The following is a 20809-nucleotide window of genomic DNA, read 5'->3' as shown; positions in this document are numbered from 1 at the left end:
AGCCTACGAGCCGTCCCTGACTCACGGCCTCCGACGATCTAGAGTTCCGCGTATGGATCTCGGACTGGGTGCTCGCAGTTTCATCGTCACCGGCGGGACCCGAGGACTCGGCTTCGCCGCGGCGCGCGCGCTCGTCGACGAAGGGGCGCGCGTCCTCGTGTCCTCGAGCTCGGCCGAACATGTCTCCGCCGCAGTGGACGAACTCGGTGACGCCGCGCACGGCGTCACCGCCGACATCACCGACTCCCGGACGCCGAGCAAGCTCATCGACGCCGCGCGCGAACGGTTCGGGCGGCTCGACGGTCTGTTCGTCAGCCACGGCGGACCGCCCCCCGGCACACCGAGCGAACTCAACGACGACGCGATCCGCACCGGTATCGAGATCGCGACCATCGCACCCGTCCGGATGATCCGAGCGGTCGCCGCCGACCTCGGAGAAGGCGGCTCGATCGTGGTGCTGACCTCGACCTCCGGCTCGGAGCCGATCACGGGGCTTGCCTCGTCCAACATCGCCCGCCCCGCCGTGCAGGGCTACGTCAAGGACCTCGCGACCGAGATCGGTCCCGCGGGGATCCGGGTGAACGCACTGCTTCCGGGCCGGTTCGACACCGAACGCAGCCGGTTCATCGCCCAGGTCAACCCTCGCGCCAAAGACGATGCGGAACAGGCAGCCGCACTCCGCCGGTCGGGTGATCCCGCAGAACTGGGCTCGGTCGCCGCGTTCCTGCTCTCACCCCGGTCGTCCTACGTGACAGGCGCGGCGTGGACCGTCGACGGAGGACGGCGCGCGACGATGTGATTCACACGTCGGTGATCCGCAGGCCCGCGTGCGCCTTGTAGCGCCGGTTGATCGCGATGATGTTCGCGGTGAGGGCCTCCACCTGGTGCGCGTTCCGCAGCCGGCCGCCGTAGACGCCGCGCACCCCCGGGATGACGTCGGCGAGCGCGCGAACGGTGTCGGTCGCCTCGCGGTCGTCGCCGAGCACGAGCACGTCGAGGTCGACCAGCTCGACCGACAGGTCCGCGAGGGATACCGCCGAGACGTGATGGAACGCCGCCGTCACCCGAGAATCCGGCAACAGCGCCTCCGCCTGCTGAGCCGCGCTGCCTTCGGACACCGGCAGGGCGTACGGGCCCTGCTTGTCGAAACCGAGCGGGTTCACGCAATCCACGACGATCTTGCCCGCGACCTCGGCACGCACCGTCGTCAGTGTCGGCTCGTGCGCGTCCCACGGGACGGCTGCCAGGACGAGATCGGAGGCGGCGGCGCACGCGGCGTTGTCCGCGCCGGTGACATCACCGCCCGAGATCTCCGCGATCTCCGAGGCCGCAGTCTGCGCCCTGTCGGCGCTGCGAGATCCGATGACCACTCGGAGTCCGGCGTGTGCCCAGCGCACGGCCAGCCCTCTGCCCTGGGCACCGGTTCCGCCGAGGACCCCCACCGTCAGTTCGCGCACGTCCGTCATCCCGATCGCCTTCCACTGGAGAAACTCGCTCCTGATCTACCGACCGCACGAGTCTCCCGCCAGCGCTTGTGAGACAGCGCACGCCCCGGGCGAATCGCACTCTCGCGCCGCGCCCGCGAGGCGAAAGTGCCGTTCGCCCGTCCCGCGAGGCGAAAGTGCCGTTCGCCTCGTCCCGTAAGGCGAAAGTGCCGCTCACTCCGTCTCACGAGGCGAAAGTGCCGTTCACCCCGTCCCGTGAGGCGAAAGTGCCGCTCACTCCGCCGCGCCGTGTCGTGAGGCGAAAGCGCCGTTCACCCCGTCTCGCGAGGCGAAAGTGCCGTTCACCCCGTCCCGTGAGGCGAAAGTGCCGCTCACTCCGCCGCGCCGTGTCGTGAGGCGAAAGTGCCGTTCACCCCGTCCCGCGAGGCGAAAGTGCCGTTCACCCCGTCCCGCGAGGCGAAAGTGCCGTTCGCCTCGGGTCACGCGGCTTGGAAGGAGACGGTGCGACGAGCGACGTCCGCCTCGACGAGCCGGACGCTCAAGCGGCGTCCCTGCGACGCGCCGACACCCGTGCAGCGAGCAAGCACCGGCGGGTCCGCGACGAACACCTCCCCGACCGGTTCGTCACCCGTCCCGGCCCGCAGCACCGTCGCTTCGAACACCTCGCCGACGCGTCCGGCCAAAGCCCACGCCTCTGCCAGCTGGAGACACGCGCGGTCCACCTGCGCGGCCGTGCGGTCCGAGACACCCATAGCGGAGGGCAACTGCGGTAGTGCCTCGTGCACCCACTCCGGGATGTCTCGGCCCGAACACACCGCCAAGCACACCTTCGTGCCGTAGCGGTCCACCAACCGCCGCAGTGGAGCCGTCACGTGCGCGTACGCGGCGCCGATGCCCGCGTGGTGCGCCCTGTCCGGTGCGCCGTCGTCGAAAGCCGTGTATCCGGCGCCGCGCAGCAGGCGGGTGGCGGAAACGTGCAGTGCCATCGCTTCCGGTCTCGTCGGGTCCAGCGCAGCGAGCACCTCCGCGGCCTGGTCGTCCTCCGACCACTCGACGCCGAGTTCGGCGGCCGAGGCACGCAACGCGGCCACCGACTCGTCGTCCGGGCCCGGCACAGTGCGCAGCACACCGACACCCGATTCCAACATCATCTCTGCGGCACACATGCCTGTGAGCAGCGAGATCTCAGCGTTCCACTCCTCGAGCAACGTCCGCGGCCGCAACAGCAGGCGCCACCCTCGCGCGTCGTCGGCCACGATCTGCTGTTCCGGGACGCCGAGTTCGATCGCGCCGCGTCCCGCTGCCTGCGCGCGTCGCAGCCGCCCCACCTCCGGCAACAACGCGATCGAGGGATGTGCGGCGTCGGTCTCCATGTCCCGCTGCACGGTCTCGTAATCCAGCTGCGCCACCGAACGGACCCAGGAACGGTGCACGTCCCACGAGGCGATCGCCCCCTCGCGGTCCAGGTCGATCGTCCACAACACCGCCGGGCGAACCTGATCCGGCAGGAGACTGGCCGCCCCCTCCGAGAGCAGGGTGGGGTGCAGTGGGACTGCCCCGTCGGGCAAATACAACGTTTGACCGCGCCTGCGCACTTCCTGGTCGAGCGGACCGCCCGGCCGGACGAACGCGGCCACGTCGGCGATCGCATACCACACCCGGAAGCCACCGCCGCGACACTGCACCAGCACCGCCTGATCCAGGTCCTTCGACCCCAACGGGTCCACTGTGACCAGCGGCAACGCCGTGTGGTCCACCCGTAGGCCGGTCATCAACGTCGGCTCGGCGACCGCCCGTTCCGCCTCGGTCAACGCCGCGGCGGGGAAATCCTGCGGGAGACCGAACTCCGCGCGCACGGCCGAGAAATCCAGGCCGACACCGACACGTCGCGGGCCGGATGGCCCGCCATGGCCTGCGGCGACGACGCCGGAACCCACGCTGGTCGTCCGTGCCGTCGCCATCGCCGGTCAGCCTTTCTCGTCCCAGCGACGGTCCGCCTCGTCGGCGGCTTTGGTCCGTTCCCGCGCGATGTCCAGCGCCTGCGCCGCGGTCGCCTTGTCCGGGTACGGCCCCAGGCGGTTCGCCGCGCGACATCCCGCCCCCGGCTCGACCTCACGGTGCTTCAAGCAGAAGTACCAACCCTCGTTGGCGTCCATGTTTCGAGCCTCGCACGCCACCCCACGCATGTCACGTGACAGGGCCACGAGACGGCCGCCCCGTCACCACGCGGGCGGTGGCGGAGCGGGCGGTGGGGCCGCGGGGGCCGTCGGGCCGGAGGCGTACGGCGAATCCGGATCGTGGCGTGGAATCGGGTCCAGGCACGAGACCAGCACCTCGTGGTGGCTCGGGTCCTCGATCACGCGGCCGTCGCGTCGCCGGTACTCCAGTTCGCCGTCGTCCCCGACCTCGACCGTGCAGCCGACCTCGGCGAGCTGGTCGTCATCGAGGTCCACCAGGCGCTCCGAGCGTGAGGGCACCACCCTGTACACCGGCCACGGGACGTGCCCGAACGCCTGATGGAACTCGGCGAGCAGATGCCGCATCTGTTGCTGCCAGGGCAACGGCATGTTCTCCGCCAGCGAGCGCGGCAGGACCGCGTAACCGTCGTCGACGCCGTGCGTCGCCTCGGAGAGGTAGTCACCGAGTGGGGTGCTCGACGCGGGCGGACCGCTCCGGCGCGGGATCGGGTCAGGCGTGAACATCGATCATCCTCCCAGTAACGACAGCCGGATCATTGTCACCCGCCGACCGGGCCACCCGATAGATCCGCTCGAGTCGGAGCTCCCAGAGAGCACTGGGAACGTGGACGGGTCGTCCAGTACCGCCGCCCCAGTTCTCGCCCCGCGATGTTGAGGCCCTCTTGGATACCACGCGTGCGCAGCGAACCGCCCTGCCTTGCCAGGCACGGACTGGTCTCACCTAGCGGTGGCCGAGCGCGTGTGAGGTGTGCCCGACGTGCACAAACGCCAGTTCCCGGACGCGCTCTCACTGCGCATCGGACCGCATGTCCGGGGCGGGCCGCACCACGGTCGGCAGTAGCTCGCCGCCGTCCCACAGCTTCGTCCGCTCCACCGACTCGCCCGGCTGCGGAGCCTGCAGAATCTCGTCGTCGCCGAGGTAGAGCGCGACGTGATGAATCGCCTTCGGATCGCGGCCCGATCCCCAGAACACCAGGTCACCGGGCTGTGCTTCGCTCAGTGAGACGTGCTTGCCGCCCTGTTCGTACTGGGATCGCGAGTACTTGGGGATCGTCACTCCCGCCGCTTCCCACGCCTTCTGGGTGAGTCCCGAGCAGTCGAAGCTGTCCGGGCCCGCCGCGCCCCACACGTACGGCTTGCCGATCTGGTCGTCGGCGAAGGTGATCGCTTTGCCTGCGAGCACCCCCGACGCGGGCATCTCCTCGCAGCCACTGACACTGCCTGCCTGCCCCTCGGTGCTCACCAGATGAGCGGCCATCGCCTCCCAGTTGTGGTAGCGGCTCGGATAGGCGGACCGCTCGACGCGTTGTGCGGCGACGCCCGGACGCATGTCCTCCCAGCCGTCCACGTCGAGGAGCACGTCGTAGAACTTGTTGATCTGGTAATCGACGTCGGTGACCTGCGCGACACTGCCCCAGCCCATCGAGGGACGCATCTGGAATATTCCCAGCGAGTCGCGATCACCGTAGGTCAGATTGGCCAGGTTCGACTCCGTTTTCCCCGCCTGGATCGCGATCTGCCACGCGCGCGGCGACATCTCGCGGGACTGTCCGATCTCGATGATGCGTCGCACGATGCGCATCGACTCGTCGTTGAGCGTGGCCGCGTCCTGTTCACCCCGGGCGGCGCCGTCGCCCCACGGGCCCAGCCCGGTGTTGCAGCTCGACCAGCTACGCCCACCCTGTCCGACACTGCCGAGCAGGGCCGTCATCGCGCCCACCCCGACCAGCCCTCCGAAACCGACGAGGATCACCAGGACCACCACGAGTTTGCGCACCTCAGCCCACCTTCGTGTAGTCGGCGACCTTCCAGCCCTGACCGGTCCTGATCACCAGGATCTCCAATTCGCCCGCGTTCGTCGGCAGCCGCACGTCCATCGAGCCGGACGTGGACTCCAACGGCGCGGCGGGTCCCGTGACCTCGGTGGACGGCACGTTGGCCGGGTCCACCGAGGACATGACGGTGATGAACTCGGCGGTGGTGTGCGGGCGCAAGCGCTGCAACCACTGCTGGGAATCGGTTCCGGGTGGGTGCGTGACCCAGGCCCTGCCCCACGCCTCGGCGGTGGTGAGCCCTTCGGGTGACGGTGCGGCCGGTGCGGGCCCTCCCTGCGGCACGGAGATCGTCGGTGGCGCCTTGGCCGCGCGCCGCTCGGCGGCCACGGCGGCCTCGTCCGGACCACCGCTGGAGGCCTGCTGGGAACCTCGCTGCTGCGGTGAGTCGAGCTGCGGTTCCGGCAACAGTAGCCCGACGCCGGTGGCCAGGCCCGCGAACAGCACGACCGCCGCGAGCAGGTGCTTCGGCGATCGTAGCGGCCAGCCCCAGAGCCTCCGGTACACCGCAGCCCTGCCCCTGTGGGTGCGGATCGGCATCGGTGTCCTCCCTCAACTCACCCGTGCGGGCGGGCGCCCGTCACCGGTCGTACTGGCCATCGGCCACCTCCAGGCCGCGCGACGGCCGGAACACCACGTCGACCTGACGTCCCGAGACCACGTCGGGTTCGTGCGGCCGGGACGTGCCCTCCGACCAGGCGGGCCGTCCCGCGCGGGACGGCACGAGAACCGGTTCGTTGACGACGTCCCAGCGCGCAGCCGCGACGGGTGCGGTGTCGACGACGCGGCTGCTCCGCCCCTCCGGGAGCGCCCGAGGTGTTCCCGGACGCTGCGGCGTGGCGGTCCCGGAAGCGGGCAGCGTCGGTGCCGACTCCACGCGAGCGGTCGGCGAACCGCCGCCGGTGAGTTCGGGTGCACCATCCCGGTCGAGCCGCTGCGCCACCCCGGCGACCGACGCCGTGTCCGCCTCCGGCCTGCCGCGCGCTCGCCGGGTGCCGCCGGCGTCGGAGTCGTCCGAGGACCGGACCTGATCCCAGAAATCGTCCTGCGGTTGCTCGGGTTTTCGTCCCCGGAACCGCGAGAAGATGCCGGGCGAGGTGTCGGCATCGGTACCGCTCCGGCCGACCGTGAGCTGCACCATCTGGCCGATCCGGCGCACCGGCTTGACCAGCAACAGGAACACGGTCGTCACCAAGGCCGCGAGCAGCATCTGGGTGAGCACCGAGAAGCCGCGCAACGGGTCGAAGATCCAGGTCAGGATCATCGTGTGCAGCCCGGCCATCGCGGAGACCATCACGACGTTGAGCATCGCGGCGCCCGCGACCCTGCCGATCGAACGCAGTACCTGGTGATAGACGAGCGCGGCGAGACCGATCAGCGGCCCCGCCAGGATCACCATCCGCAACAGCACCTGGGCCAGCAGGATCGAGGCTTTCGCCAGCAGTTGGAACGAGGTGTAGGCGAGCCCCTGCAACGTCGCCAGCAGGCCCGCGCCGACACGGCTGCCGTCGACGCCCTGGAACGTCGTGTAGGCACTCCCCATCCGCCCGGCGACGTCCTCGAACTGCTGCTTCTTCTCCTCCGGCGACCCGGCGTCCTCACCCCGCAGCACCTCGCGCTTGGACCAGGCCTGGGCGGCGAGCAGTTCGCGGCCCAGCTCCTGAGCCTGCGGCGAGTCGGGCGAGCCGAACTCACCGCGCGCCCAGTTCCGGTAGACGACCTGGTCGTGCAGGACGGTCGGCAGCGCGTTGCGTTCGTCGATCCCGACCTCACGGAGGAAACCCGCCTGCACGGCCGAGGTCCCGGTGATGACCACGTCATCGAGCGCGTGGGTGTAGACGAGCGGCGTCAGGTAGGTGGCGGCGGCGAACCACAAGGCCGCCAAGGCCCACAGGGTGCGCTTGCCTATGGCCGCGAGATCGCCTTGCCAGATGTAGCGGAACAGCAGCACCGCCAGAACCAGGGCCACGACGCCGAACCACGGTGCGAACACGCTCTCGTAGAGGGCGGTGGAGCCGGTGGCGATCGCATCGTCCAACGGCCCCAGGAGGTCACCACTGAGCAGCGCGTAGTGCAACCCGTTCGTGGCACCGACCAGGTTCTTGCCGATGTTGAACAGTTCGTTGCCGACCCAGGTGTCGACCAGCGCGTTCGGGTTGGTGATGCCCTGCGGCCCGCAGCCGAGGTCGTAGGTGTGCCAGACGAGTCCGGCGTATCCGTACTCGTCGTAGGCACTGCCCGGGTAGCCGGTGCCCATCGGAGCCGGGTCGAGGGCACCGACCATGCCCGCTCCGGGGCGTTCCGGGTTCGGCGCCTCCTTGCAGTCGAACGGCTGACCGCTGGCCGGGGTTCCGATCAGCACCTGCAGCGCGACGATCGCCGCGGTGGCCAGCAGCGGTCCACGCCTGCGGGGGTGCTCGCGGGAGTGTGCGCGTTTCGGCCGCCGCCACGCCGCGACCAGCGCGACGGCGACCACCAGCACCGCCAACAGAGTCACCGGGCGTCGTCCCCCGTCCGTCCCGAGTGGCCGTTCGAGTCGGGGTGCCCGTTCGCGCCGGACGAGACCGCGTGACCCACCCTGTCGTCGTTGCCGGCACTCTCGTACTGCTCGGCGCCTTCGTACTCGCTGATTCCGACGGATTCGAGCTCGAGCTCGTCGAACTCCTCGACCTCGTCGTCGCCGCTCGGTACGAAGGCAGCGTCGGAGTTCACCGCGTCGGTGAAGTCCGGGACGTGCTGACGCTCGGTCTCCGCGTGCGCGTCCGGTGTCGTGTCCAGCGCTTCACGGAGGTGTTCGAGGTGCGGACCACCGAAGTCGATGCGGATGCGTTCCACACCGCCGGCACCGTCACCGAAGATGAACTGCCGGGGGGAGCGGTCGCGCTCGGTGTTGTTGCGTGCCGGACCCGGGCGCCTTCCGAGAGCGGAGACCACCGTCTCGTAGCCCGAGTCGACCGGGACCTTCAGCAACCGCAACGCGTCCGACTGCGCCTGCTCGTCGTCGACCCTGCCGACGAACACCGAGTCCAGCAACGACACGAACCCTTGGATACGCAGGAAGTCCGACGGGATCTGGCTGGACAGCAGGACGCGCACGTTCCATTTTCGGGAGTCGCGGGCGAACCGGTTCATCAGGACCCGGCCGGTCGGCACTTCGGACAGGAAGAACGCCTCGTCGATCCACACACCCTTGCGCTCGTTCTTGGGCCGCTCGTAGATGGACCGCTGCGTCAGCCAGGCCGCCAGGTTCAGCAGCTGCACCCCGAGTGCCTCGGCGTCGGTCCAGTGTTCCCGACCCACGCCGTCCTTCGGCAGCGTCAGACCGGCCATGGTGAGCACGGTGAGCCGGTCCTCACGCGATTCCGAGTACGGGTCGGCGTCGGCTTCCGGGATGAGCAGCGACATGCGTTCGCGGAGCTCGTCGAGGAAGTCGGCGACGACGACCGCGTGTTCGTGGTGTTCGCTGGCGTCGCGACGCAGCGCCTCGAACACCATCCCGGGGTGGGCGTCGAACCGGCCGCCGACGGCACGGACCGCGCGCAGCAGCACGATCCGGGTCTGCGGCATCCGCGCGACCTCGTACGGCAGGAGTCCGGTGAGCACGTCGAGCACGAGCCGCCGCCGTGTCGCCGCCGCCAGCGCACGCTCGCGGCGCCAGCTGCGTTCCGGGTCGTCCTCGTCGACGAAGTGCTCCAGCGCGGGGTCGGCGACCACGCGATAGGGGTTGAGGATGCCGGGCTGGGCGTTGAGCAGGTTGATCGGCCGCGCGTACGGCTTCAGTTCCGGCAACTTGCACAGTTCCGCGAGCGGACCCGAGGGGTCGAGCAACGTCCAGGACGCTCCGGAACGCAACGTCTTGTAGACGAGACCGCCGCCGAGGAACGACTTGCCGCCGCCCAGACCGGCCACCATCGCGGTGAGACCGGACGCGTCGCGGACCTCCTGGGCCATCCACGGGTCCCACGCCACCGGACGGCGCGTCGCGGTGCAGGTTTCGCCGAGCAGCACACCTCGCCGGTCGCCCACTTCGGCGGTGGCCTGCGGGACGGCCGAGGCGGCCCAGACCACGGAGCCGCGCCGCAGGTAGGCGCCGGAAGCCAGCTGCTCTCCCGGGATGAACTCGCGCGCCATGGCGTACTGCGCCTCGGGGTGTTCGATGGCGACCTTCGGCTTGTACAGGTCGAGGATCTGCTGCGCGAGTCGCAGCGCGTCCCGTTCGCTCGGCCCGGACACCGCGAGCCGCCACCACGAGCGCACTCGGGTCGCCAACGCGGTGAACCCCGAGGTCATCTCGTCGTCGATCTCGAGCACCCTGCCTGCTTGGCGCGCCAGCGAGGTCGGCGGTTCGAGGTCGTGTTCCTCGGTGTAGTGCCGGACCTGGGAGCGCACCTTGTTCATCTGCCGCTGCAGCTCGTGACCGACGTCCTCGGGTTTGCGCACGTAGATCCGCGCGGACCATTCGACGGGCGCGGGCAGCCGGTCGGAGTGCTGGATCCACGGGTCGTCGATCTCGGGGATCTGCAGGCCGTGGGTCTGACCGACCGTCAGCACGGCCACGTGGCGATTGACGCCCGAGTTCGATCCCGTCCGGCCGCGCACGGTCACCGTCGGCGAGTACGGCTCCTGATGCATGTCGGCGGCATCGGTGAACGAGGCCAGGTCCTCCGGCTCCCACAACGCTCCCGGGACCGCAGGCAGGTTGCGGGGCGCGGGCAGGCCGAGCGAGCACGAACGGTGCATCAGCCACGAAACCTCCTCGGCCGTGACGGGACGCCCGTCGAGCCCAGCGGAGCCGATGACCTGGTCGAGGTGTTCGATCTCGCTGTCGAGCGCGGTGAGTTCGGCGTCGACTGCCTCCGGGAAGACCCTGCGCAGCAACGGCGCGGCACGTTCGACGGCGCGGTCGACGACGTTGCGGGTCTGGACCTGGACTCCGAGGTAGACCTCTTTCTCGGCCATGGACCGGCCCATGAGCTGCTGTTGCTCACCGATCATGTAGTCGTCGAAGCTCAACGCGCCCGGAGTGTCCGGAACGGGGTTGCGCGCGTTGTGCACGTGCGCCTCGGCCCACATCCGGATCGGGTACGGCCGGTTGGTCACACGCAGGTGCATCCACCGCCCCTGCAACTCGGCGTATTGCCCGGCGATGGCGTTGATAAGGTCCTGGCGCTGCGCGTCGGAGCGGAACGACCAGCGCTGCGGCGAGAGCCGGTACCACGCGAAGACGTCCTGACCGGTACGGAGCAGATGCCCGTCGATCGAGCGGGCGGCGATCGACGGCGTATAGCTCGGAACCGACTGCTCGCCGTCGAGTCGGCGCTCCCGACGCCCCGCTTTCGGCTTGCGCGCTCCCCGCTGGGATCCGGCGCGCGACGGCTGGGCCGCTCCCTGGTCACGGCTTCGCCGGCGACCGAACACCGCGAACCTCCTTGCTGCTGCGTGCACGTGCGCCGGTCGGGTTCCGACCGGCGGTCCTGTTCGTTCGTCGCGTCTTCCCGGGACGACGGGTCTTCTTCGTGGCGGCACGTGCGGCGGCGCTTCCACCGGAGTCGCCCTTCCGGGGCCGGGGGCGCTCACGACGGACCTTGATCTTGGCAGCGCCCGCGGCACCGCCCCGCGGTGTCGTGGTCTCTCTCGGGGCGGTCAGTTCTCGCAACCACATCACCAGGACCGCGCCGAGCGGACGCTCGTGCGTGATCTTGGCACAGATGATCCGCGTGACGGTGATCGTGATGATCACGGCCCACGCGGTCGAGAAGAAGCTGAAGCCGATGTTCATGCGCCGCTCGATGGTGAGCACGAGGAGGAAAACCACGATCCCCACGCCCCACGCCACGTAGCGCGCCCGCCACGGAAAGGTCGCCTTCGGAGGTCCGAGCCACACCGCGTCCACCCGGTAGACCTCGTCGTCGGTGCGTATGCGCAACAGAGATCACCCGCTGCTGGTGGAGAACAGACCGGCGATGAACGTGCCGATGTCGACACCGGACCCGGTGACCGCCAGCCCGATGATGGCCAGTGCGATGAACACGCCGCCCACGCGGCGCATCACACCGGCGTTGTCGCCTTTCCCGCCGCCGAGCCACAGCAACAGGATCGCGACCGTGATGAGCAGCAGCGGGAGCAGGTTGTTGAGGATCCACCCGCGGATACCCTCGGTTCCGAGGCCGGTCTGGGCCACGGGGTCGAGTTGCGCCAGCGTGTCCAGGGCCATGGCGGTCGTGGTCATGTCGTTACCCCTGTGCGAGCGGAGTGCGGTCGGGTCGGTTCGCCTGCGCGCATGCGGACACACGCGGCGCGTACGAGTAGAACATGACAGGAGCCGCCGGAAGTAGAGGTACCGACCTGAGTCCAGCCCAGTGGCGGAGTGTGGTTGTAGACCACATGGCGCAACGTCCGCGAATGTCGCGCAACGAGAAGAGATCCCTGGTCACCGACGCGGCATCCTCCACAGTGGTGTGATCCTCCACGCTGGAATCGCACCTTTCGTGACACACGGTGCTGATTTTTCCCGGAGTGGCGTTCGGCACATCACACCACCGCGCAACAGACGGAATCATCCGAACGGGACTTTTCGCTGACCCCTACCGTGGATCGATCACTACGCGCGATCACCGGCTGATCATGAGACGTGCTCAGCGTAGCGGGCCGGACGCGTCGACTTCCGGCAGGGCCACGTCGACGCAGGAGTACCCAGCTTCTGCCGTTGACCTGTGAAGATCGCTAGGTCGCCGCTGATCGTCACGACGACCGGCCCTCGGGTCGACCGGCGTCCAACGCGAGCTCACGCCGGCGGTTCCTGTCGGCAGCACCACCCGACCAGGTACTCATGAGATCGACACTTCGGCGTGTCCGTACCGGAGCAGGGCGCCCGTGCTCGCCACTGTTCAGGCGGGCGCTTGCAGGCCCGGTAGCTGCGCCCCTCCCGAGCAGTACGGACACGTCCGCCACTCCCCCATCGTCATGCCGGTCTGCAGCTCCGCGGTCGCCTGAATGACGTAGACCCGCGGTTCGCTGATCTTGCGGAACCCGCCGCACCCGAAGCACACCGTGTGCGGCCCGTCCGCGAAGGCGGGGCCGTCCTGCTCGCTCATCCCCCCAGTGTCCCCAACAACAGCGAGCGACGAATGCCGACACGCGAGTGATCATCCGCCCGGCCGCATCGCGGTATCCGGCGGATAAGCGGGCATCCAGGACAGCGGTGACCTACGGGTCGGCCGGAGCGCATTTGCCGGTGCTGATGGAGACCGGATCGGACAACGAACGCGCTACCCGGATGGCGGCACGGGCCGGACTCACTCGAGTACCGCCGGCGAGAGGCTACGAGTACCCCGTGTTGGCGCTCGACGCGTGCTACTCGGGCTGACAGGGCGTTGGGGAACTGGCAAGTTGTGCCCGTAGAGCACGGTCTCTCGTGCTCAGCCTGAGCAGGATCAGAGGCTCCGGCGTTCAGAGTTCGTGCCTCGCAAGGCAGGGGTTCTCGCCGCGTACAGCCTGGTACTCAAGAGGACCCCAACGCCGCGAGGCGCGAACTCTGAACGCCGGTCATGGACCACCTACCCAAGTTCCACAACGCGGGCTGAGGAGGTCGTTCGCGCCGGTGTGCGGGCGGATGAGTCGATCTGTAAGCCGGATCCTGTTCCTGGGGACCTTGCGGTGCTCCCATTCGGCGACCATCCATCTCGGCCTGCCGTCGCCGGCAGGCTCCAGCGGTCTACCCGCAGACTCGGGCGGGCCGCCCTCGAACGCCTGCGCAGGCGCCGTAGCGCCCTCTTGACCTTGCTCCCGGTGGGGTTTACCGAGCCACCCCGGTCACCCGGGGTGCTGGTGGTCTCTTACACCACCGTTTCACCCTTACCCGGTCGAACCGGGCGGTCTGCTTTCTGTGGCACTTTCCCGCGGGTCGCCCCGGGTTGCCGTTGGCAACCACCGTGCCCTGTGGAGTCCGGACTTTCCTCGACGGGCCACGCCCGACGCGGCCGCCCGACCGACTCATCCGCGCTCACTACTCTAGAACACCTGTCGCGCTCAGGTGCGCGGTGTCGTTGACGAGGTGCACCGAGGCGTTGCCATCCGGGTAGAACTCCACAATGGACAGCGACGCGAGGTCGAGGTGCAGCCGATAGAACACGGCCGGACCGACGCCCAGTCCCAGGCGCAGCAGCGCCTTGATCGGCGTGACGTGACTGACGAGCACCACGGTCTCTGCGGCGTAGCGAGCGAGAATGTCCGTACAGGCGACGCTCACTCGCTCGTACACGGCGTTGAGGCTCTCGCCGCCGGGAGGCTCGACGTCGGGATCGCCCAGCCACGAACGGTGCAGCTCCGGGTACTGCTCGGCCGCCTCGCGGAACGTGAGTCCCTCCCATGCGCCGAAGTCCGTTTCCACCAGGCCTTCGTGCGCCCGCAACTCGCTGCCGGTCTGCGACACGACCGCCTCGGCGGTCCGCCGGGTGCGTTGCAGCGGTGAGCACAGCACCGGAACTCCACCGAGGTCCATCGACGCCAGGCGCTTGCCCGCCGCCTCCGCCTGCCGCACGCCGAGATCGGTCAGCGGCACGTCGCCACCCCCGGAGTAGCGGCGGTCGACCGACATCGCGGTCTGGCCGTGGCGCAGCAGGATCAGTCGGGTCGGCCGACCGAGGGCGCCGGTCCAGCTCGCCGACGCCGGAGTGGTCGACGCAGTGGAGTCGGACCCGGCCGTCTCAGCTCCAGCGGCGTTCGGCGCTTGCGCCGACCCGTCCCCCGCCTGTTCGTCCATGGCCGCGTTCGCGAGCCGGTCGGCGTGGGTGTTCTCGGCGCGCGGAATCCACTCGAACGTGACCGCCCCGAGCCGGTTCACGAGGTCCGTCGCCCGGGTGTGCATCGGCCGCAGCGTCTCGTTCTTGACCTTCCACCGCCCGCACATCTGCTCGACGACGAGTTTCGAATCCAACCGCACCCGGACCTCGGTGCCGCCGTACTCCAGCGCGGCTTCGAGCCCGGCGATCATGCCCCGGTACTCGGCCACGTTGTTCGTCGTGACCCCGAGCCCACCGGACCGTTCGGCGAGTACCGCTCCCCCGTCGCCCCGGAGCACCGCTCCGTATCCGGCGGGGCCGGGGTTGCCGCGGGAGCCGCCGTCGGCCTCGACGACCAGCTTCACAGCCCGGATTCCTTGGTACGGACGAGAATCGCACCGCACTCCTCGCAGCGGACCACCTCGTCGTCGGCGGCGTCGGCGACGTGCGCGAGCGCCGCACGGTCCAGTTCGATCCGGCACGCACCGCATCGCCGGTACTGCAACAGGCCCGCGCCGACGCCCTTGTTCTCCCGGATCCGGTCGTAGAGCGCGAGCAGGTCGTCCGGAACGCGCCCGACGAGACCTTCCCGCTCGGCGAGCCGCTTCGCCTCGTTGGTGTCGAGATCGGCGAGCGCTTCGTCCCGGCGGCTCCTCGCGTCCTCGAGCGTGGTCTCGGCTTCCTCCACGGCGATCCGGGTGCGTTCGACGTCGGACTCCAACGCCTCCCGCTGCTCCATCACCTCGAGCAGCTCGTCCTCCAGGACGCCTTGACGACGGGCGAGGGTCTGCAGCTCGTGCTGGACCTCTTCCATCTGTTTGGAGGACCCCAGGGATCCGGAATCGAGCAACTTGCGGTCCCGATCCTCGCGAGCGCGGACCTGCTCGACCTCGGTCTCGAGTCGCTTCGCGTCCCGGTCGACGTCACCGTGCGAGGTCTGGGCCGCGACGAGCGAGTCGCGCTTGGCCTGCAGGTCCCGCTCGGCCGCACCGATCTGCTCGAGCTCGGGCAACGTCCGCCTGCGGTGCGTCACGCGGTTGAGCTCGGCGTCGACGTCGGCGAGGTCGAGCAGCAGTCGCTGCACGGCGGGGTCGGCTTTCACGCGGGCGCCCTCCCGGGGTCGGCCGCACCGCTCGCGTGGACGGTCCACGGGTCGGTGCGGCGGGTGGAGACGAGAACCTCGACAGTATCCGGCAACGCCTCGGCGACGATGTCGGCCGCCTGCTGACACCACGGCCACTCGCTCGCCCAGTGCGCGACGTCGACGAGCGCGGGGACGTCGGTGTCCGGGAGGTCGCCGACGGCGAGATGCTCGCCCGCCGGATGGTGCCGCAGGTCGGCGGTGACGAACGCGTCGACACCGGCGGCGGTCGCGGCCTCGAGCAGCCCGTCCCCGGCGCCCCCGGACACGGCGACGGTGCGGACGGGCCGGTCCGGATCGCCCGCCCCGCGCACGCCCCACGTGGTCGTCGGCAGTCCGTGTGCGACCCGGCGGACGAACGTCTCGAACGGTTCCGGCTCGGAGAGCTCCCCGATGCGACCGAGGCCCGTGCGTGCGCCGGGCTCGTGCGGGGACAGCGGTTCCCGCACCCGGAGGCCGAGCGCCTCGGCGAGTGCGTCCGACACGCCGGGCGCGGCGGTGTCGGCGTTGGTGTGTGCGCAGTACAGGCCGATGCCCGCCCGGATCATCCGGTGCACCAAGCGACCCTTCGACGTGTCGGCGGGAACACCGTGCACGCCCTTGAGCAACAGCGGGTGGTGCGCGACGAGCAGCTGGGCCCCGAAGCCGATCGCTTCGTCCACTGTGGCCTCGACGGGGTCGACGCAGAACGCGATGCGCTGCACGGCGGCCCGCGGATCCCCGGTGACGAGCCCCACCGCGTCCCACGACTCGGCGAACTCCGGTGGGTACGCCTTCTCCAGCGCCGCCACCACGTCCTGCACGCGCACGGTCACTCCCGCACCCCCGTTCCGCCCGGCCTGCCGCCGAGCACCTCGTCCATCGTCTTGACCAACCGGATGTTGCTGTCCCGGGATCGGACGGCGACCCGGAGGTGGTCGGTTCCCAGACCCGGGAAAGTGTCTCCTCTGCGCACCGCCACTCCCCGTGCGCGCAGCAGTTCCCGCACCCGCGCGCCCTGCTCGACGCGCAGCAACAGGAACGGCGCGGCGGCGGGGCCGTGGACCTCCACGCCGGGCAGCGAGTCGAGCTCCCACGCCAGAGCCTCGCGCGCCTCGGCCATCTCCCGCGCCGCTTCCGCGGACTCGGCGAGCGCTGACGGTTCGCAACAGGCGACGACGGCTTCGAGCGTGAGCGTGTTCAACGGCCAATGCGCACGCCCGTGGACCAGTGCTCCGAGCAGCTCGGGGTCGCCGAGTGCGTAACCGGCACGCAAGCCCGGCAGGCCCCACATCTTGGTGAGACTGCGCAGCACCAGCACCCCGGGCACCGGCTCCGCCGCGAGCGACTCGGGTTCGCCGGGAACCGCGTCCGCGAACGCCTCGTCGACGACCACGACGCGCCCCGGACGGGCGATCCGGCGCACGACCTCGGCGGGATGCAGCACCGACGTGGGATTGGTCGGATTGCCCAGCACCACCAGGTCCGCCTCGTCGGGGATCGCGGCCGGGTCGAGGCGGTACCCGTCGTCCGGGTCGAGCTGCACCTTGGTCACCGGCACGCCCGCGTCGCGCAGCGCCACGTCGGGCTCGGTGAACGAAGGATGCACCAACGCCGCGAGCCGGGGCCGCAGGTTCGGGAGCAGCGCGAACCCTTCCGCCGCGCCCGCGAGCACCACCACCTCGTCGGCGCCGCGACCGTGCCGCGCGGCGACTGCGTTGCGAGCAGCGAGCTCGTCGGTGGCGGACGGATAGTGCCCGAGCCTGTCCAGCGCGTCGGCGAGACGCTGCCGCAGCCACGCTGGCGGCCGGTCGATCCGGACGTTCACCGCGAAGTCGAGAAGACCTGGCGCCGCGTCGACGTCGCCGTGGTGGCGCAGCAAGTCCTCCCCGCTCATCCGGGAAAGTCTAGGCCGTGGGGGCTGTCTCCGGCCGAGGGGACTCACGAGCCGGGCGCCGCCTCCGCTCCCGCTGGGGCGCCGAACCGCCCAGGCGTCGTATGGTCGCCGGGCGAGAAGATCGAGCATCACAGGAGTGAGCGTGCACGTCTCCTTCATCTGTACCGGCAACATCTGTCGCTCTCCGATGGCGGCGCTGGTGTTCCGCGAGTATTTGCGCCGCGAGGGTCTCGACGAGGTCGTCGAGGTCAGCAGCGCGGGAACCGGCCCGTGGCACGCGGGCGAGCCTGCGGACCCCCGCACGGTCACGGTCCTCGCCGAGCACGGCTACGACACCGACCACGTGGCGAGCCAGCTCGACGACTCGCACCTGACCGCGGACCTGCTGGTGGCGATGGACGCGGGTCACCAGCGAGTGGTGCGCAACGCGCTCGGCGACGAGACGAGCCGGCGGGTGCGGCTGTTGCGGTCGTTCGACCCCGGCTCCCACGAGGGCGCCGAGGTGCCGGACCCGTACTACGGGGGTGACCACGGGTTCGAGGACGCTCTCGGCCAGGTCGAGGCCGCCATGCCAGGGCTCATCGACTGGGTTCGGGAGCGGCTGTGAACGCCGAGGACGCGGTGGTCGCGCTCACCGGCAGCGCCACCGCAGGCGAACGCCGCCTCACCGGCGGTGACACCTCGGCGGCCTTCGAAGTGCGGTGCTCGAACGGCGAGACCGTGTTCGTGAAGCGCACCGACGGGATGCCTGGCGCGGTGCCCGCCGAGGCGGCGTCGCTGCGGTGGCTCGCGAACTCGGGGACCGTGCCGGTTCCCGCCGTGCACGGGCACGACGAACACTGGCTCGTCACCGACCACGTGGCCTCGGGGCGTCCGAGTTCGACGGCAGCGGAGACGTTCGGGCGGCAACTGGCGACACTGCACGCCTCCGGGGCCGACGGGTTCGGTGCCCCACCTCCGGACGGTCCGGCCGACGCGTGGATCGGGCTCGCCCCGATGCGCAACGAGGTCAAATCGGACTGGCCGACGTTCTACGCCACCCACCGGGTCGAGCCGTACGTGCGCCGCGCGACCGATCAAGGCGTACTGAGCGGCACCAAAGGCGACACGATCATGCGGGTCTGCGCGCGGCTCGACGACCTCGCCGGCCCCGCAGAGCCTCCTGCCCGGCTGCACGGCGACCTGTGGAGCGGCAACGTGCACTGGGGTTCAGACGACCGGGTGTGGCTCATCGACCCGGCCGCCCACGGCGGCCACCGGGAGACCGACATCGCGATGCTGCACCTGTTCGGGTGCCCGCACCTGGAGCGCATCGTCGCCGCCTACGAGGAGGTCACTCCGCTCGCGGACGGCTGGCGAGCACGGATCGGGCTGCACCAGTTGTTCCCGCTGCTCGTGCACACCGTGCTGTTCGGACGCGGCTACGGGATGCAGGCCGTCAGCGCTGCTCGGGACGCGCTCACGGAGGGGTGACGCGGCCCTCATCGGGCATCCCGGAGGACGGTGACGGCGTTCGGCCGCTTACGGTGGTGGGGTGCGCGTGAAGTTCCTGCTCCGGCCCGGTTGGGTGGCCTCGATCGTGCTGGCCGTGCTGTTCGCGGTCGTGTGCTTCACGCTGCTGGCGCCGTGGCAGTTCAACCGCAGTGACCAGGCCCAGGCACGCAACGACGCGATCTCGGAGTCCTTCGACGCCGAACCCCGCCCGTTGAACGAGGTACTGCCGGGAGGCCAGGTACCGGACGAGAGCACCGAGTGGGCGAAGGTGACCCTGCGCGGCGAATACCTCCCACAGGCGGAGACGCTGGCGTGGCAACGAACCGTGCTCGGCGAGTCGGCGTTCGAGGTACTCACCCCGTTCCGCCTTCAGGGCGGCGACGTCGTGCTGGTCAACCGTGGTTTCGTGCGCCCGGTGCAGGCCACGCGCGCCCCGGACTTCGCGGCGGCACCCGAGGGCCCGGTGACGCTGGAGGCGCGGGTTCGGGCCGACGAAACCGACCGCGAGCAGCGTCCGACGTTCACCCACGACGGTCGCCGCTGGACGCACGCGGTCAACGCGGAAACCGTGGGGCAGGGCGCGGGGCTGGACATCCGGCCGGGTTACGTGACCTTGGCCGGCGCACAACCGGGAGTGCTCCAGCCGATGCCGCTGCCCCGGCTGGAGAGCGGACCCTACTTCTCCTACGCCTTGCAGTGGATCGCGTTCGGCACGATGGCGGTCCTCACGATCGGTTACCTCGCGTATTCGGAAGCCACGGGGCGGGGGCTCAACAGCCAGGAGCCGCGCCGCCGCAAGGTCTCGGTCGCCGAGGCCGTCGCCGAAGAAGAACGGCGCGAACGCGAATCCCTCTGACCCCGGATGAGGCGAACGACACTCTCGCCCCACCACACGAGGCGAACGTGCCGTTCACCCCACACCCCCAACGGCGCGAACGGCACCTTCGCCCCACCACACGAGGCGAACGTGCCGTTCACCCCACACCCCCAACGGCGCGAACGGCACCTTCGCCCCACCACACGAGGCGAAGGTGCCGTTCGCCTCGTGGTCAGCGGCGGAGTAGGGCGGTGACGGCGGCGAGTGCACCCGTCGCGGCGCCGATCACCCGCGACAACTCGACGCTGCGGGTGACGTCACCGGCGTCGGCAGTGCGTCCCTCCCCCATGACGGGCCGCTGCTCGACGGCGTGGCCGTAGATGGTGCGCCCACCGAGCCGGATCCGCAGCGCCCCGGCGAACGCGGCCTCGATCTGTCCGGCGTTCGGGCTCGGGTGCGCGGCGGCGTCCCGCCGCCAGGTGCGCCACGCTCCGCTCGCCGAACCGCCGACCACGGGGGCGCACCCGGCGGTGAGCACGGCCGCAACGCGGGAGGGAAGGAGGTTGGCGAGGTCGTCGAGGGTCGCCGCCGCCCAGCCGAACCGCCGGTAGCGCGGCGAGCGGTGCCCGACCATGGCGTCCAGCGTGTTGACGGCGCGGTAGCCGAGCAGTCCCGGCAACCCCGCGACGGCTCCCCACACCAGGGGCCCGACGACGGCGTCCGAGGTGTTCTCCGCGACGGATTCGACGCTGGCCCGGGCGAGGCCCTGCCCGTCGAGGTTCTCGGCGTCGCGCCCGCAGAGGTTGCGCAGTTGCCTCCGCGCACCGGCGAGGTCGCCGGTGTCGAGGGTGCTCGCCATGCTGGTCCCTTCGTCGGCCAGGGAGGCGCCGCCCAGGACCGTCCAGGTGATCACGGCGGTCGTGGCGGCGTGTGCGACCGGGCTTCGACGGGTGAGGTGTTCCGCTGCGACGCCTGCGAGCACGACACCCCCGACGAGCAGGCCGGTGTGGGCCGCACCGGCGGCTCGGTCGTCGCGGTAGAGGCGCCGTTCGAGATGGTGGGCGAGGGCGCCGAAGGTGGCGACCGGGTGCCCCCGCCGTGGGTCGCCGAGTGCCGCGTCCGCAGCGACGCCGAGTAGTAACCCGACGGCACGTCCCGCTCGCATCGTGTCCCTCCCCAGGTCCGGCTCGCCGAGCAATCTATCGCGTGGCACTGCTCCGCCGGCG

Annotated in this window: 20 protein-coding genes and 1 other RNA gene; 4 read left to right on the top strand and 17 right to left on the bottom strand. The window is 70.4% G+C overall.

Features of this window, described 5'->3' with window-relative positions; translation table 11 throughout:
- Window positions 1–52: 52 nt before the first annotated feature.
- Window positions 53–799 (top strand): SDR family oxidoreductase, encoded by a 747-nt coding sequence (locus GIY23_RS07385; protein WP_154075969.1) that lies wholly within the window; start codon window positions 53–55, stop codon window positions 797–799.
- A 1-nt stretch (window position 800) separates the two neighbouring features.
- Here GIY23_RS07385 and npdG read toward each other — a convergent pair whose 3' ends face one another.
- The 16 genes from npdG to cobC all read right to left on the bottom strand — a co-directional run bounded on the left by npdG (window position 801) and on the right by cobC (window position 17272).
- Window positions 801–1466, bottom strand: a complete 666-nt coding sequence (gene npdG, locus GIY23_RS07380) for an NADPH-dependent F420 reductase (RefSeq protein WP_154075968.1) — start codon at window positions 1464–1466, stop codon at window positions 801–803.
- Between the two features lie 458 nt (window positions 1467–1924).
- Window positions 1925–3406, bottom strand: a complete 1482-nt coding sequence (locus GIY23_RS07375; protein ID WP_154075967.1) for an RNB domain-containing ribonuclease — start codon at window positions 3404–3406, stop codon at window positions 1925–1927.
- Window positions 3407–3412: 6 nt separating this feature from the next.
- Complete coding sequence (locus tag GIY23_RS07370) at window positions 3413–3601, bottom strand: hypothetical protein (protein WP_154075966.1); 189 nt, start codon at window positions 3599–3601, stop codon at window positions 3413–3415.
- Between the two features lie 63 nt (window positions 3602–3664).
- On the bottom strand, window positions 3665–4147 hold the full coding sequence (locus tag GIY23_RS07365; RefSeq protein ID WP_228717592.1) for a hypothetical protein: 483 nt from the start codon (window positions 4145–4147) through the stop codon (window positions 3665–3667).
- A gap of 283 nt (window positions 4148–4430) precedes the next feature.
- Window positions 4431–5354, bottom strand: coding sequence for a C40 family peptidase (locus GIY23_RS07360; protein ID WP_222850334.1), 924 nt, complete (start codon window positions 5352–5354; stop codon window positions 4431–4433).
- A gap of 67 nt (window positions 5355–5421) precedes the next feature.
- Window positions 5422–6015 carry a hypothetical protein gene (locus GIY23_RS07355; RefSeq protein ID WP_154075964.1) on the bottom strand — a complete coding sequence of 198 codons (594 nt, stop codon included), beginning with the start codon at window positions 6013–6015 and terminating at the stop codon, window positions 5422–5424.
- Window positions 6016–6055: 40 nt separating this feature from the next.
- Window positions 6056–7972, bottom strand: coding sequence for a hypothetical protein (locus GIY23_RS07350; RefSeq protein ID WP_228717591.1), 1917 nt, complete (start codon window positions 7970–7972; stop codon window positions 6056–6058).
- Window positions 7969–10893 carry an ATP-binding protein gene (locus GIY23_RS07345; RefSeq protein WP_154075963.1) on the bottom strand — a complete coding sequence of 975 codons (2925 nt, stop codon included), beginning with the start codon at window positions 10891–10893 and terminating at the stop codon, window positions 7969–7971. The genes GIY23_RS07350 and GIY23_RS07345 overlap by 4 nt, the downstream gene beginning before the upstream one ends.
- On the bottom strand, window positions 10868–11401 hold the full coding sequence (locus tag GIY23_RS07340; RefSeq protein ID WP_154075962.1) for a hypothetical protein: 534 nt from the start codon (window positions 11399–11401) through the stop codon (window positions 10868–10870). The genes GIY23_RS07345 and GIY23_RS07340 overlap by 26 nt, the downstream gene beginning before the upstream one ends.
- A gap of 6 nt (window positions 11402–11407) precedes the next feature.
- Window positions 11408–11704 (bottom strand): hypothetical protein, encoded by a 297-nt coding sequence (locus GIY23_RS07335; protein WP_154075961.1) that lies wholly within the window; start codon window positions 11702–11704, stop codon window positions 11408–11410.
- A 658-nt stretch (window positions 11705–12362) separates the two neighbouring features.
- Window positions 12363–12569 carry a hypothetical protein gene (locus GIY23_RS07330; RefSeq protein WP_154075960.1) on the bottom strand — a complete coding sequence of 69 codons (207 nt, stop codon included), beginning with the start codon at window positions 12567–12569 and terminating at the stop codon, window positions 12363–12365.
- Between the two features lie 515 nt (window positions 12570–13084).
- Window positions 13085–13470: RNase P RNA component class A (gene rnpB, locus GIY23_RS07325), an RNA gene on the bottom strand.
- A gap of 10 nt (window positions 13471–13480) precedes the next feature.
- Window positions 13481–14614 (bottom strand): bifunctional RNase H/acid phosphatase, encoded by a 1134-nt coding sequence (locus GIY23_RS07320; RefSeq protein WP_228717698.1) that lies wholly within the window; start codon window positions 14612–14614, stop codon window positions 13481–13483.
- Window positions 14615–14616: 2 nt separating this feature from the next.
- The gene (locus GIY23_RS22970) at window positions 14617–15357 is read right to left on the bottom strand and encodes a zinc ribbon domain-containing protein (RefSeq protein ID WP_228717590.1); all 741 of its coding nucleotides are present in this window, start codon (window positions 15355–15357) and stop codon (window positions 14617–14619) included.
- A complete protein-coding gene (locus tag GIY23_RS07315; protein WP_154075958.1) occupies window positions 15354–16211 on the bottom strand; it encodes a Nif3-like dinuclear metal center hexameric protein in 858 nt (285 codons plus the stop codon). Before GIY23_RS07315 ends, GIY23_RS22970 begins: the two co-directional genes overlap by 4 nt.
- Complete coding sequence (gene cobC, locus GIY23_RS07310) at window positions 16208–17272, bottom strand: Rv2231c family pyridoxal phosphate-dependent protein CobC (protein WP_154075957.1); 1065 nt, start codon at window positions 17270–17272, stop codon at window positions 16208–16210. The genes GIY23_RS07315 and cobC overlap by 4 nt, the downstream gene beginning before the upstream one ends.
- 142 nt (window positions 17273–17414) lie before the next feature.
- Between cobC and GIY23_RS07305 the strand changes: the two genes are divergently transcribed.
- The 3 genes from GIY23_RS07305 (at window position 17415) to GIY23_RS07295 (ending at window position 19622) form a co-directional block, all read left to right on the top strand.
- Window positions 17415–17879 carry a low molecular weight protein-tyrosine-phosphatase gene (locus GIY23_RS07305; RefSeq protein ID WP_154078679.1) on the top strand — a complete coding sequence of 155 codons (465 nt, stop codon included), beginning with the start codon at window positions 17415–17417 and terminating at the stop codon, window positions 17877–17879.
- Window positions 17876–18745: a fructosamine kinase family protein gene (locus GIY23_RS07300; RefSeq protein ID WP_154075956.1), complete on the top strand. Its 870-nt coding sequence runs from the start codon at window positions 17876–17878 to the stop codon at window positions 18743–18745. The genes GIY23_RS07305 and GIY23_RS07300 overlap by 4 nt, the downstream gene beginning before the upstream one ends.
- A 61-nt stretch (window positions 18746–18806) precedes the next feature.
- Window positions 18807–19622 carry an SURF1 family cytochrome oxidase biogenesis protein gene (locus GIY23_RS07295; protein WP_154075955.1) on the top strand — a complete coding sequence of 272 codons (816 nt, stop codon included), beginning with the start codon at window positions 18807–18809 and terminating at the stop codon, window positions 19620–19622.
- Between the two features lie 193 nt (window positions 19623–19815).
- On the opposite strand, the gene GIY23_RS07290 is transcribed toward GIY23_RS07295, so the two are convergent.
- A complete protein-coding gene (locus GIY23_RS07290) occupies window positions 19816–20748 on the bottom strand; it encodes a cobalamin biosynthesis protein (protein WP_154075954.1) in 933 nt (310 codons plus the stop codon).
- Window positions 20749–20809 lie beyond the last annotated feature (61 nt).

The sequence above is a fragment of the Allosaccharopolyspora coralli genome (assembly GCF_009664835.1).
Lineage (GTDB): Bacteria > Actinomycetota > Actinomycetes > Mycobacteriales > Pseudonocardiaceae > Allosaccharopolyspora > Allosaccharopolyspora coralli.
The sequence above is the reverse complement of the archived record's forward strand: the minus strand, read 5'-3'. Positions and strand labels throughout refer to the sequence as shown.